This is a genomic window from Methylobacterium sp. B1 (assembly GCF_000333255.1).
Classification (GTDB): Bacteria; Pseudomonadota; Alphaproteobacteria; order Rhizobiales; family Beijerinckiaceae; genus Methylobacterium; species Methylobacterium fujisawaense.
In genome coordinates this window covers 1-12070 of sequence record NZ_BACT01000226.1, presented here as the reverse complement: position 1 = coordinate 12070, position 12070 = coordinate 1, and the positions used below count along the sequence as shown (strand labels likewise).

13 protein-coding genes are annotated in these 12070 nt (G+C 71.9%); 9 read left to right on the top strand and 4 right to left on the bottom strand.

The genetic code is table 11. The features are described from left to right. The 3 genes from I53_RS06280 to I53_RS06270 all read left to right on the top strand — a co-directional run. A partial coding sequence (locus tag I53_RS06280) for an AMP-binding protein (protein ID WP_043347951.1) occupies positions 1-1373 on the top strand: 1373 nt, incomplete at its 5' end. 475 nt (positions 1374-1848) lie between these two features. Then, positions 1849-2268, top strand: a complete 420-nt coding sequence (locus I53_RS06275; RefSeq protein ID WP_043347948.1) for a CopG family transcriptional regulator — start codon at positions 1849-1851, stop codon at positions 2266-2268. A gap of 220 nt (positions 2269-2488) precedes the next feature. Continuing rightward, positions 2489-3631: a PHB depolymerase family esterase gene (locus I53_RS06270; RefSeq protein ID WP_374701301.1), complete on the top strand. Its 1143-nt coding sequence runs from the start codon at positions 2489-2491 to the stop codon at positions 3629-3631. A 72-nt stretch (positions 3632-3703) separates the two neighbouring features. On the opposite strand, the gene I53_RS06265 is transcribed toward I53_RS06270, so the two are convergent. Then, the gene (locus tag I53_RS06265; RefSeq protein WP_051044695.1) at positions 3704-4174 is read right to left on the bottom strand and encodes a hypothetical protein; all 471 of its coding nucleotides are present in this window, start codon (positions 4172-4174) and stop codon (positions 3704-3706) included. Between the two features lie 176 nt (positions 4175-4350). On the opposite strand from I53_RS06265, the gene I53_RS06260 reads away from it, so the two are divergent. Continuing rightward, on the top strand, positions 4351-5520 hold the full coding sequence (locus tag I53_RS06260; RefSeq protein WP_051044694.1) for an NADH:flavin oxidoreductase/NADH oxidase: 1170 nt from the start codon (positions 4351-4353) through the stop codon (positions 5518-5520). On the opposite strand, the gene I53_RS06255 is transcribed toward I53_RS06260, so the two are convergent. Then, complete coding sequence (locus I53_RS06255; RefSeq protein WP_374701300.1) at positions 5477-6229, bottom strand: phosphodiester glycosidase family protein; 753 nt, start codon at positions 6227-6229, stop codon at positions 5477-5479. The genes I53_RS06260 and I53_RS06255 overlap by 44 nt on opposite strands. A gap of 221 nt (positions 6230-6450) precedes the next feature. On the opposite strand from I53_RS06255, the gene I53_RS06250 reads away from it, so the two are divergent. The 3 genes from I53_RS06250 to I53_RS06240 all read left to right on the top strand — a co-directional run bounded on the left by I53_RS06250 (position 6451) and on the right by I53_RS06240 (position 9279). After that, a complete protein-coding gene (locus I53_RS06250) occupies positions 6451-6975 on the top strand; it encodes a hypothetical protein (RefSeq protein ID WP_043347940.1) in 525 nt (174 codons plus the stop codon). Between the two features lie 127 nt (positions 6976-7102). Next, positions 7103-8407, top strand: a complete 1305-nt coding sequence (locus I53_RS06245; RefSeq protein WP_043347938.1) for an MFS transporter — start codon at positions 7103-7105, stop codon at positions 8405-8407. A 2-nt stretch (positions 8408-8409) separates the two neighbouring features. Continuing rightward, on the top strand, positions 8410-9279 hold the full coding sequence (locus I53_RS06240) for an amidohydrolase (RefSeq protein WP_043347936.1): 870 nt from the start codon (positions 8410-8412) through the stop codon (positions 9277-9279). Positions 9280-9362: 83 nt separating this feature from the next. Here the strand turns inward: I53_RS06240 and I53_RS06235 are convergent, their stop codons facing one another. Then, a complete protein-coding gene (locus I53_RS06235) occupies positions 9363-9560 on the bottom strand; it encodes a hypothetical protein (protein ID WP_043347934.1) in 198 nt (65 codons plus the stop codon). Positions 9561-9664: 104 nt separating this feature from the next. Next, the gene (locus tag I53_RS06230) at positions 9665-10225 is read right to left on the bottom strand and encodes a cupin domain-containing protein (protein ID WP_012318079.1); all 561 of its coding nucleotides are present in this window, start codon (positions 10223-10225) and stop codon (positions 9665-9667) included. A 167-nt stretch (positions 10226-10392) separates the two neighbouring features. Here I53_RS06230 and I53_RS06225 point away from each other — a divergent pair, with 167 nt between their 5' ends. Together I53_RS06225 and I53_RS34925 are read left to right on the top strand one after the other, a co-directional pair. Continuing rightward, positions 10393-11727, top strand: a complete 1335-nt coding sequence (locus I53_RS06225; protein ID WP_043347931.1) for an aspartate aminotransferase family protein — start codon at positions 10393-10395, stop codon at positions 11725-11727. 231 nt (positions 11728-11958) lie between these two features. After that, positions 11959-12070, top strand: a 112-nt coding sequence (locus tag I53_RS34925; RefSeq protein WP_148291076.1) for an NAD-dependent epimerase/dehydratase family protein, incomplete at its 3' end; no start/stop codon positions are given.

Below are 12070 nucleotides of genomic sequence, written 5' to 3'. Positions count from 1 at the left end.
GCTCTCGAGCGGCGATCGCGGCCTCGCGCCACAAGCCGGAAGCCTGCCTGATCCTGCAGCGCCCGCAGGCCGCCGCGACGCTCATGCCGGAGCGGGACCGCGACTGGGCCGAGACCGTGGCGGCCGCCCGTGCGGCGGGGCAGCGGGCGGCCTGCGTGCCGGTCGCCGCCACCGACCCGCTCTACATCCTCTACACCTCCGGGACGACCGGGAAGCCCAAGGGCGTGGTCCGCGATACCGGCGGCTACCTCGTCGCCCTCGCGTGGTCGATGCCGAACCTCTACGGCGTCCAGCCCGGCGAGACCTATTTCTGCGCCTCCGACATCGGCTGGGTCGTCGGGCACTCCTACATCGTCTACGCGCCGCTCCTGCACGGCTGCACCACGGTCCTGTACGAGGGCAAGCCGGTGGGCACGCCGGATGCCGGCGCATTCTGGCGGGTCGTCGCCGAGTACGGGGTCGTGTGCCTGTTCACCGCGCCGACGGCGCTGCGGGCCATCAAGAAGGAGGATTCCGCCGGCGCCCGGATCGCCGATTACGACCTCTCCGCCTTCCGCAGCCTGTTCCTCGCGGGCGAGCGCGCCGATCCCGATTCGGTCGCCTGGGCCGAGCGGGTGCTGAACCGGCCGGTGATCGACCATTGGTGGCAGACCGAGACCGGCTGGCCGATCGCCGGCAACCCGATGGGTCTCGGCCTCCTGCCGGTGAAGCACGGTAGCACCTGCGTGCCGATGCCGGGCTACCGGGTCGAGGTGCTGGACGAGGGCGGCAAACCGGTCCCGGCCGGGACCATGGGCACCATCGCGATCCGCCTGCCCCTGCCCCCCGGCTGCCTGCCGACGCTCTGGGGCTCGGACGCGCGCATGCGGTCGAGCTACCTTTTCACGTTCCCTGGCTACTACGACACCTCGGATGCCGGGGTGATCGACGCGGACGGCTACATCACGGTGCTGGGACGCACCGACGACATCATCAACGTCGCCGGGCACCGCCTGTCCACCGGCGGCATGGAGGCGGTGCTGGCGGGCCATCCGGACGTGGCCGAGTGCGCGGTCATCGGCATCCGGGACGCCCTGAAGGGCGAAGTCCCCTGTGGCTTCGTGGTGCTCAAGGCCGGCGTCGACCGGCCGACCGAGACGATCGAGCGGGAACTCGTGGCCAAGGTGCGCGACGAGATCGGCCCCGTGGCGGCGTTCAAGCTGGCCCTCACCGTGCCGCGGCTGCCCAAGACCCGCTCGGGCAAGATCCTGCGGGCCACCATGAAGCGCATCGCCGACCACGAGCCCTGGACGATGCCGGCGACGATCGACGACGCCGCGGCCCTCGACGAGATCGACGAGAGCCTGAAGGGGCGGGGAATCGGCGCCGATTGAGGCGCCGGACGGTCCCGCGATCGGGACAGGCGCCGAGTCCAGGCGGCTCTCCCCGCGCGGCGCCGGGTCACGGCGCGATGCAGGATGCGGCCGCCCTGACCCGCCGTCGCCCCTCTGCGGCCGCCGCGCTCAGCGCGCCTGCGTGATCCGCAGATTTCCGCCCGGCGCCACTGCCCCGGGAACGCAAGTGCGGCCTCCCCCACGCTCAGGGGAGAGGCGACGGGTGGGGGCGGGGCAGATGGCACCGCACCGCTCGAGCCTGCGCCATCCCGCACGGAATCTGCGACCCTGGCACGCTCTGGGACGCCACCACTCCCCGGTGAGAGCGCGCGCGGGCTGCCGGGCAGGTTCCCGGGCCGCATGACCGGCGTGCGCGGCGCTGCCGCCGGTCTCAATACGCCAACGCCCATTGCGCTTCGGATGCCCATCACCATCTCTGAACCATCCAACGGGATGGCCTGGAGATGTTTCGACGATGACCGACACCGCGCGCGACCTCCGTCCGAAGGTGCCGGACAGCGAGAAGATCACGGTCAATCTCGGCTTCGTCGATCTCGGGCGCGTCGACCTGATGGTCCGCGACGGCTTCTACGCCAACCGGGCCGACTTCATCCGCACGGCCGTGCGCAATCAGCTGGACCGGCAGGAGGAGGCGGTCCGGCAGTCGGTGGCGCGGCGCCAGCTCCGGCTGGGGCTCTCGCACTTCTCCCGCGCGGACCTGGAAGCGGCCCGGGATGCCGGCTCCCCCCTGCACATCCAGGTCCTGGGCCTCGCCACGATCGCCACCGACGTCACCCCCGAACTGGCGCGGGCCGCGATCGCGTCCGTGGAGGTCCTGGGTGCCTTCCAGGCCAGCGCCGCCGTCAAGGCGGCACTGGCCGACCGGACCACCTGACCGTCCGCGCCCCGGTCGCGCGGAATCTCCACCCGAACCACGCCGTATGAGGATCCTCCCCATGTTCCGTTTCCCCAAGATTGACCCGTCGAAGCTCGACCTCTCGGCGTTCGGAATGTCGCAATTCGACCCGCACGCCTTCGGATCCGCGACGGCGAAGGGCAGGGGAACGGGGCAAGGAACCGGGCGCGGAACCGGGGCAGCGGACCGGACCGCCCGGATGCAGGACGCCATGGCGCGGTTCCGCCGCGGCCAGGAGGCCGCCGTCGCGCAATGGACCGAGGCACGACGCGGGATGGCAGACCGGCCCGGCACCGCCGGTCATGCCGAGCAGACCCTCGACATGGAGGCGCCGACGGCAGCCGGCGGTGCCTGGACGGCGCCGGATCAAGGCGGCGGTTCGCGACCAGGGACGGCCCCGGACCTGTCGGCGATGTTGCGCGCCCTGCGCGAGCGGCTGCCGAATGCCGGCCCGTCAGCCCGCCGCCCTGCCGCCGAAGTCCCGCCCGGGGCGCGGTTCGAGGATCGCGTTTTCACGGAGGCCGCCGGCAGCCGGGGCTACAAGGTCTACGTCCCGAGCGGCTACCGGGGTCAGGCCCTACCCGTCATCGTGATGCTGCACGGCTGCACCCAGAACCCCGACGATTTCGCGGCCGGCACGCGGATGAACGCCCTGGCCGAGGAGCAGACGTTCCTGGTCGCCTATCCGGAACAGCCCCCGTCGGCCAACCTGCAGCGCTGCTGGAACTGGTACGCGGCGGGCGACCAAGTCCGCGAGGGCGGCGAGCCGGCGCTGATCGCCGGTATCGCCCGGTCGGTCGTGGCGGAGTTCTCGGCCGATCCGGGCCGGATCTACGCGGCCGGGCTCTCGGCCGGCGGCGCCGCGGCGGCGATCCTGGCGTCGACCTATCCGGACCTGTTCGCGGCCGTGGGCATCCATTCCGGGCTGGCCTGCGGGGCGGCCCGGGACATGCCCTCCGCCTTCGCGGCCATGCAGGGGCAAGGGTCGGCACCGGGGCCGAATCGGCAGGCGGTCCCGACCATCGTGTTCCACGGCGACGGCGACCGAACCGTGCATCCCGTCAATGGCGATCGGGTCGCGGCGCAGGCCGTGCCGGCCCCGGGCCTGGACGAGACGGTCAGCCGGGGCACGAGCCCCGGGGGCATGGCCTATACCCGGACGGTCCGCAGCGACGCGACCGGCCGGCCGGTGCTGGAGCAGTGGGTTCTGCACGGGGCCGGGCACGCCTGGTCGGGCGGAAGTCCCGACGGATCCTACACCGATCCGCGCGGGCCCGATGCCAGCGGCGAGATGGTCCGGTTCTTCCTGGCGCAGGAAGGAGCATCCGCGGACCGTGCCTGATCGTGACTGACCGCGGCGAGCGACGGCGCGGCCGGGCGGCCGCGCCGTCACCGTCGGGCGCTCAGGAGGGTGTCAATCTGCGTCCGAATCGTCGGCGTCATCCTCCAGGCCGGCGGGGGCCGATCGGTCCAGCGCCGGCGCGTAGGCGTCCTGCGTCGCATTCGTCGACACCGATGCCGGCACGCTCCGCGCGTTCGGGTCGGTCGGGATCAGGGTCGCGCTGGCCGCGACGAGGCCGGCCATCGAGCGGACGTCCTGGGGCTGGCGCGGATCGCGGGAGATCAGCGTGGCCTCCCGCTGCAGACGGAGATTGCAGGCCTGCGAGGGCAGCCCGCCATTCGGCGTGCAGGCATCGTGGCGGGCGCAGGCGGCGTCGAGGGCATCGATCGGCGGCAGCGGGGCGTTGTTGCCCGGACCGCAATAATTGCCGTGAACGAGCATCTTGGGTCCGCCGAAGGCGGCCGGCTGGGCATATGACGGCGCCGCGAGGGCGGCGCAGCCGGCGGCCAGAAGGAGCGAGGCGGCAAGTTTCGTGATCATCATTCAGGACCTCGGGCGATCTCGCCCCCTCAGGCGGTTCGCGTCGTGGCGACAGCGTCAGAAACGGTCAGCCGCATCGGCGAGTTCCCGAACCCCCAGCCGCAGGGCTGACCTGCCGCAGCGCGCTGGCCGGCGCGGCCGTCCTGCGCCAGATTGACCGGACGCATCCGGAGCCACCCATGACTGCACGCCTGTTCGAACCGCTGGTTCTCGACGCGCTCACGCTCGAGAACCGCATCCTGATCGCCCCGATGTGCCAGTATTCGGCCCGGGACGGCGAAGCCACCGACTGGCACATGATGCATCTGGGCCAGCTCGCCATGTCGGGGGCGGGCCTGCTCACCCTGGAGGCGACCGCGGTCTCGCCGGAAGCCCGGATCACTGCCTGGGACCTCGGCCTGTACAACGACGGCTGCGAGCGGGCGCTCGGCCGCGTGCTCGACGCGGTGCGCGAATACGCGCCGATCCCGATCTGCATCCAGATCGCCCATGCCGGCCGCAAGGCATCGAGCGCGGCGCCCTGGGCCGGCGGCCAGCAGATCCCGCCGGAGCATCCCTACGGCTGGCGCACCGAGGCGCCCTCGGCGGTGGCGCACGGGGAGGACGAGGTCCCACCCCACGCCCTCGACGCCGCCGACCTGAAGCGCGTCCGCGACGAGTTCGTTGCGACCGCCAAGCGGGCCGTCCGGCTCGGCATCGAGGCCGTGGAGTTGCACGGCGCCCACGGCTACCTGCTGCACCAGTTCCTATCGCCGATCGCCAACAAGCGGACGGACGCCTACGGCGGCAGCCTCGAGAACCGCATGCGCTTTCCCCTCGAGGTCTACGACGCGGTGCGCGACGTCGTCCCGGCGGGCAGCCCGGTCTGGCTGCGCGTCTCGGCTACCGACTGGGTCGAGGACGGCTGGGACCTCGACGAGACCGTGGCGCTGGCCCAGGCGCTGAAGCGCGCGGGCTCGCCGGCGCTCCATGTCTCGACGGGCGGCGTCTCGCCGAAACAGGCGATCAAGCTCGGGCCGGGCTACCAAGTGCCCTATGCCGAGCGGATCAAGGCCGAGACCGGGCTCACCACCATCGCGGTGGGGCTGATCACGGAAGCCCGGCAGGCGGAGACGATCCTGCAGGAGGACAGGGCGGACGCGATCTCGCTGGCCCGCGCCATGCTGTACGATCCGCGCTGGCCCTGGCACGCGGCCGCCGAACTCGGAGCCCGCGTCCGGGCGCCCAAGCAGTACTGGCGCTCGCAGCCGCGGGAGTACAAGGACCTGTTCAAGGATACGGCCTCGGGCAGCGCTGAGGCCACCCTCAGCGCGGCAACGCCCCCACCAGCGGTCCGAGCGGGCGGCTAATGTCGGCGCGGCCGAGATTCGGCGCGTAGAGGCTCGATACCGAGCCGTCGAGGAACAGGGCGTTGCGGCAGCCGAGATCGTCCCGGAACAGCCGCGCGAAGGCCCCGAAGGTCACCGGTCGCTCGGAGATGGCGAAGATCGCGACGTGCCCGTCGCCGGGCACGCCGACGCCGTTGCGGATCTTCTGGCTCGGCCCGTCGGCGGCGATCTTCGGGTGGATCTGGCCGTCGATCACCAGCATCGGTCCGGACTGGGTGGCGAAATCCGGGCGCATCTTCGCGCGGAGATAGCGGGCGGTGTCGGCCACTCCGGCGCGCTCGCCCTTCACCCAGAAGATCCCGTTGGGCTTGAGGTGGAAATTGCCCGGCCCGTCCGCCGTGGAGGCGCGCTTCAGCTCGTGGCCGTCCTCGATGTAGAGGCCCACCGGCGCCTGGTCCTTGTCGTACATGCCGGCATTCATCGCGAAGGCGAGACGGCCGCCCTGCTTCTCGGCGAGGGTGCCGAGGGCGCCGTAGGGCTTTCCGTCGTCCGAGAGCCAGAACAGCCGCAGCCGCTGCCGCCGCAGGTCGATGGTGCAGACCGTGAAGGTCTCGCCCTGCGCCTCCACCGGCCGGCACGGTTCCGCCGCCGCCGGGGTCGCCGCCCGGGCCGGGGCCGCGAGGGCGAGCAGCGCGATCAACAGGGCGTGAGCCGGTCGCAACATCATCATTCGTTCCATGCAGCTCGGGGACGGCGAGTCGGGGACGGCGAAGCTAGATCGGCGCGCGTCTCGCTCTGGAAAGCGGCGATTTTCGTGTCTCGGCCCGACCGGGACGCGTCAGGGGATCTCGCGTGGATCTCGCGGCTCCGCGCCGCGGGGCGGGGCTGGACCGTTTTGCCGATTCGCACGTTCTTAGCCGCAGAGGGCATTTTTTCCACGGAGATGACGTGATGAAGGGTGCAGTGCTCGGATCGGCCCTGCTGGCGGCGGGTGCCCTGGTTCTGGCGCCGGCCAGCGCGGACGCACGCGGCTTCGGCGGCGGCGGCTTCCATGGCGGCGGCTTCGGAGGCGGGTTCCACGGCGGCGGCTTCGGCGGCGGCGGCTTCCGCGGCGGCGGGTTCGGGGGATTCCGCAACGGCGGCTTCGGCGGCGGCTTCCGCGGCGCCGGCTTCCGTCCGGGCGGCTTCGGCTACGGCCGCGGCTTCTACGGTCGGGGATACGGCTGGCGGGGCGGCTACGGCTATCGCGGCGGCTACGGCTACGGCCTCGGCGGCCTGGGTCTCGGCGTCGGGCTCGGCCTCGCGGCCGGCAGCCTCTACGGCGGCTATGGCTACGGCTATCCGGGCTACGGCTACGGCGGCTACTACGCGCCGGCCGCCTACGATTACGGCTACGGCGGCGGCTGCTACACCGTCCCGCGGGTGCGCTGGACCCCCTACGGCTACCGCCGGGTCCTGGTCGAACGCTGCTACTGAGCGTCATCGACAGCGAAAAGACTGGGACAGGCCGCCTCCGGGCGGCCTTTTCCTTGCGTGGCCCGCCGCATCGTTGGACAGCTCAGCCTGGGACGCCGATACTGGTATCCGGCGGCGGGAGACGGTGATGAGTTCAGCAACCGGGCAGGGGCGCGCGGCCGTGGAGGTGGTCGAGATCCGCGACGCCAGCCTCACCGCCTTCTATCGTTCGATGACCCCGCCGGAGCGGCACACCTTCTGGGCCTGCGCGGCCGGCTGGTGCCTCGACGGCATGGACTTCATGATCTACCCGCTGGTGATCGGGACGATCATGGCCCTGTGGCACGTGGATGCCGGCACGGCCGGTCTCGCCGCCACGGTGACGCTGCTGGCCTCGGCGCTGGGCGGCTGGCTCGCGGGCTTCATCGCCGACCGGATCGGCCGGGTTCTGACCCTGCAGATCACCATCCTGTGGTTCTCCTTCTTCTCCCTGCTCTGCGCCTTCGTGCAGAATTTCGAGCAGCTCCTCGTGGCCCGGGCGATCCTGGGCCTCGGCTTCGGCGGCGAGTGGGCGGCCGGCGCCGTGCTGATCGGCGAGACCATCCGGGCCGAGTATCGCGGCCGGGCGGTCGGCTCCGTCCAGTCCGGCTGGGCCATCGGCTGGGGGCTGGCGGTCCTGTCGCAGGCGGTGACCTTCTCGCTGCTGCCCCCCGAGATCGCCTGGCGCTGGATGTTCGCGGTGGGCGCCCTGCCGGCCCTGCTGATCTTCTACCTGCGCCGCTACGTCGAGGAGCCGCAGGTCGCCGCCGAGACCCGCGCCCGGGCCATCGCCACCGGCGACCGGCCGAAGATCTGGGAGATTTTCTCCGGGCCGATCCTCAAGACCACCCTGCTCGCCTCGCTGGCGGCGGCGGGCTGCCAGGGCGGCTATTACGCGATCACCACCTGGGTGCCGCGCTTCCTCACCACCGAGCGCGGCCTGTCGGTGGTGTCCTCCACCGGCTACCTCGCGGCGCTGATCATCGGCTCGTTCACCGGCTACCTGGTCGGCGCCTGGCTCGCCGACCGGCTCGGGCGGCGGCCGCTGTTCCTGATCTTCTCGCTGGGCGCCATCGCGGTGATCGTCGCCTACACGCAGATCCCGCTCTCCAACAGCGTGCTCTGGGTGCTGGGCTTCCCCCTCGGGTTCTTCGCCTCCGGCTACTTCTCCGGCATGGGCGCCTTCCTGACCGAGCTCTACCCGACCCGCCTGCGCGGCTCGGGGCAGGGCTTCTGCTACAATTTCGGCCGGGGCGTCGGCGCCCTGTTCCCGGCGCTGGTCGGCTTCCTCGCCGAGCGCGCCGGCCTCGCCTCGGCCATCGCGATCTTCGCGGCCATCGCCTACGGGATCTTCTTCCTGGCGGCCTTCGCGCTGCCCGAGACCCGCGGCCGGGTCCTGCACGCGGATACCTGACCATGCCGGAGATCCGAGACTGCCCCGCCCCGGATCCGCATCCGGGCGGGCCCACCCGCTACCGGGTGCCCGCCGGCGCGGTCGACACCCATGCCCACGTGATCGGCCTGCCGCCGGCCTATCCGCTGGTGGCCGACCGCAGCTACACGCCCCCGGCCGCCCCGGCGGACCGGTATCTCGCGATGCTCGACGCCACCGGCATGGCCAACGGCGTGCTGGTCCAGGTCAGCGTCCACGGCACCGACAACCGGCTGATGGTGGAGACGCTCCGGGCCAACCGGGAGCGTCTGCGCGGCATCGCGGTGATCCCGCTCGGCCTGCCCGACGGGGAACTCGCCGCCCTCAAGGAGGCCGGAGTGGTCGGCCTGCGGCTCAACGTTCTGTTCGGCGGCGGGGTCGGGCTGGATCAGGTCGAGTCCTACGGGGCGCTCGCCCGCGAGATGGGCTGGCACCTCCAGTTCCTGCTCGATGCCCGTGAACTGCCGCCCATCGCGGGCCGCCTGTCGCGGCTGCCGGTGCCGCTGGTCTTCGACCATATGGGCCATATGCCGACCTCGGCCGGCGTGGACCATCCGGGCTTCCGGGCGCTGCTCGGCCTCGTCGCCGACGGCAACTGGGTGAAGCTGTCGGGCGCCTTCCGGGATTCCGTGACCGGTCCGCCCTACGCCGACACGATCCCGTTCGCCCGCGCCCTCAACGACGCCGCCCCCGAGCGCTGTCTCTGGGGCTCGGACTGGCCGCACGTGGCCGCCTGGGACGGGCCGCCCCGGACCGCGACGCTCCTCGACCTGATGGCCGACTGGGTGCCGGACGCGGATCGGCGCCGGATGGTCTTCGCCGACAACCCGCGCCGGCTCTACGGATTCGGGTAGGGCAGGGGTTCAACGCCGGCCGGAGACCATGCCGTTTGCGCGCGCGGAATTCGTTCGCGGCGCCGGCGAGGCAGGGGACCCGGTCAAACCCGCAGGTCGACGCTCAGTCCCTGTCCGGGGGGCGCCGGGGGACTGGCGCTTGCCGCGCTCTGGGCGCTGTCCGCGACGAGCCCGGCGACGGCCTTGTCGGCCGCGAGCTGCTGCTTGGCGACGGCGATGCCGATCTGCTGGTTCTGGGACGAGCCCAGCATCTGAACGGCGGTGGCGGCCAGGTTATCCATGACCCCGTTCTAATCCTCCTGCCTGAATCCCGCGTTACGCAGATCCGGGGCTTTCGAGCGAATCCGGATCAATCGCCCCGGACGGCACCGCGGGCGGCCTGCCGTCAGAAGCTCGGCGGCGTGCAGGCGCTCACCACCTCGCAGGGGTTGGGCCCGACGCAGCGGAACCGGTGGGGGCGGCGGCTGTCGAAGCTGTAGGCGTCGCCGGGGCCGAGGATCCGGCGCTCGGCGTCCACCGTCACCTCCAGGCGGCCGGAGAGCACGATGCCACCCTCCTCGCCCTCGTGGGAGAGCGGCACCCGGCCGGTATCGGCGCCGGGCTCGTAGCGCTCCTTGAGGATCTGGAGCTTGCGCCCGAACAGGCTGTCGCCGACCTGGCGGTACGAGATCGCCCCCTTGGCGGCCCGGCGGCCGATCTCGGTCAGCTCCTCGGCGGCGAAGAACGCCTTGCGCTCCGGCTCCGGCTCCAGGGCGAAGAACTCGGCCATGCCGATCGGCACGCCGTCGAGGATCCGTTTGAGCGCACCCACCGACGGGTTCACCCGGTTCGCCTCGATCAGCGAGATCGCCGAGTTGGTCACGCCGGCGCGCTTGGCGAGCGTCCGCTGCGACAGGCCGTGGCGGGCGCGCACGAAGCGCAGGCGCGCGCCGACATCAATGCTCATCCGGCTCAGGCCCGTTTCAGGTGTTGCGGATCCCGCAACGGTGCCACCCGCGGCCCCATTCCTGCAAGCGGTTGGCGGCGACCAGAAAAGGACTTGTTGCCCGATCGGCGAAGGTGTCCCCTGGTCCCGCCGCCCGATCCGCGCCGCCCGCCCCGGAGAACCGCCCCATGACCGACCATCCGCTCCGCAACACGCCCGCGATGGACGCCTTCTGGATGCCGTTCACGGCCAACCGCCAGTTCAAGGCGGCGCCACGCCTGCTCGTGTCGGCCGAGGGCATGCACTACACCGCCGATGACGGCCGCTCAGTCCTCGACGGCACCGCGGGCCTCTGGTGCGTCAATGCCGGCCACGGGCGCCGGGGCATCGCGGCGGCCGTGGAGCGCCAGCTCGCGACCCTCGACTTCGCCCCGACCTTCCAAATGGGCCACCCGATCGCGTTCGAATTCGCCGAACGCCTCGCCGAGATCGCCCCGGGCGGCCCCGACAAGCGCCTCGACCGGGTGTTCTTCACCAATTCCGGCTCGGAATCGGTCGACACGGCCCTCAAGATCGCGCTGGCCTACCAGCGGGCGATCGGGCAGGGGACCCGCACCCGGCTGATCGGCCGCGAGCGCGGCTATCACGGCGTCGGCTTCGGCGGGCTCTCGGTCGGCGGCATCGTGTCGAACCGCCGGGTCTTCCCGCAGCTCAACGGCACCGACCACCTGCGCCACACCCACGACCCGGCCCGCAACGCCTTCGTGAAGGGCCAGCCCGAGCACGGGGCGGAACTCGCCGAGGATCTGGAGCGGCTGGTGGCCCTCCACGGGGCCGAGACCATCGCGGCCTGCATCGTCGAGCCGGTGGCGGGCTCCACGGGGGTGCTGATCCCGCCGAAGGGCTACTTGGAGCGCCTGCGCGAGATCTGCACGAAGCACGGCATCCTGCTCATCTTCGACGAGGTCATTTCCGGATTTGGCCGCCTCGGCGCGCCGTTCGCGACCGACTTCTTCGGCGTCGTCCCCGACCTCGTGACCAGCGCCAAGGGCCTGACCAACGGCACGGTGCCGATGGGCGCGGTCTTCGCGAGCCGGGCGGTCCATGACGGGCTGATGCACGGCCCGGACGGGATCGAGCTGTTCCACGGCTACACCTATTCCGGGCACCCGGTCGCCTGCGCGGCCGGCATCGCCACGCTGGATATCTACCGGGACGAGGGTCTGCTGACCCGCGTCACCGACATCGCCGACGACTGGGCCGCGGCGATGCACGACCTGCGCGGGCGCAAGAACGTCATCGACATCCGCACCATCGGGCTGATCGCCGGCATCGAGCTGGCACCGCGGCCGGACGCGCCCGGCAAGCGCGCCTACGAGGTGTTCGTCGACTGCTTCGAGCGCGGCCTGCTCACCCGGGTGACCGGCGACATCATCGCACTGTCGCCGCCGCTGATCATCGAGCGCGGCCAGATCGGCGAGATCGTGGACGTCCTGGGCGCGGCGATCGACCGGGCCGCCTGAGAGCGCTATCCGCCTTTGCGAGCGCAGCGAAGCAATCCAGGGTCGCGCCACGCTTAAGGATGTCGCGCTGCCCTGGGTCGCGTCGCTGCGCACGCGGTGACGGAGAGGGGTGACGCGATCCCGCAACCCTTGCGGTCCGCACAGGCGCCCCCGGCGCGCGGTGGGGTTGTCGCGACACTGCCGACGCCCATCTGCCCCGGACCCGGATTTGAGGCGGGCATGAGGGTTTCTATGTCGAACACCGCCCTGATCGTCGGCGCCAGCGGCATCGTCGGCAGCGCCACCGCGGCGCTGCTCCATCAGGAGGGCTGGCAGGTTGCCGGCCTCGCCCGTCATCCGGTGC

Excerpts from the sequence above, each read along its gene's own strand:
- I53_RS06275 (WP_043347948.1), top strand. The coding sequence starts at position 1,849 with ATGACCGACACCGCGCGCGACCTCCGTCCGAAGGTGCCGGACAGCGAG.
- I53_RS06270 (WP_374701301.1), top strand. The coding sequence starts at position 2,489 with ATGCAGGACGCCATGGCGCGGTTCCGCCGCGGCCAGGAGGCCGCCGTC.
- I53_RS06265 (WP_051044695.1), bottom strand. The coding sequence starts at position 4,174 with ATGATGATCACGAAACTTGCCGCCTCGCTCCTTCTGGCCGCCGGCTGC.
- I53_RS06260 (WP_051044694.1), top strand. The coding sequence starts at position 4,351 with ATGACTGCACGCCTGTTCGAACCGCTGGTTCTCGACGCGCTCACGCTC.
- I53_RS06255 (WP_374701300.1), bottom strand. The coding sequence starts at position 6,229 with ATGATGATGTTGCGACCGGCTCACGCCCTGTTGATCGCGCTGCTCGCC.
- I53_RS06250 (WP_043347940.1), top strand. The coding sequence starts at position 6,451 with ATGAAGGGTGCAGTGCTCGGATCGGCCCTGCTGGCGGCGGGTGCCCTG.
- I53_RS06245 (WP_043347938.1), top strand. The coding sequence starts at position 7,103 with ATGAGTTCAGCAACCGGGCAGGGGCGCGCGGCCGTGGAGGTGGTCGAG.
- I53_RS06240 (WP_043347936.1), top strand. The coding sequence starts at position 8,410 with ATGCCGGAGATCCGAGACTGCCCCGCCCCGGATCCGCATCCGGGCGGG.
- I53_RS06235 (WP_043347934.1), bottom strand. The coding sequence starts at position 9,560 with ATGGATAACCTGGCCGCCACCGCCGTTCAGATGCTGGGCTCGTCCCAG.
- I53_RS06230 (WP_012318079.1), bottom strand. The coding sequence starts at position 10,225 with ATGAGCATTGATGTCGGCGCGCGCCTGCGCTTCGTGCGCGCCCGCCAC.
- I53_RS06225 (WP_043347931.1), top strand. The coding sequence starts at position 10,393 with ATGACCGACCATCCGCTCCGCAACACGCCCGCGATGGACGCCTTCTGG.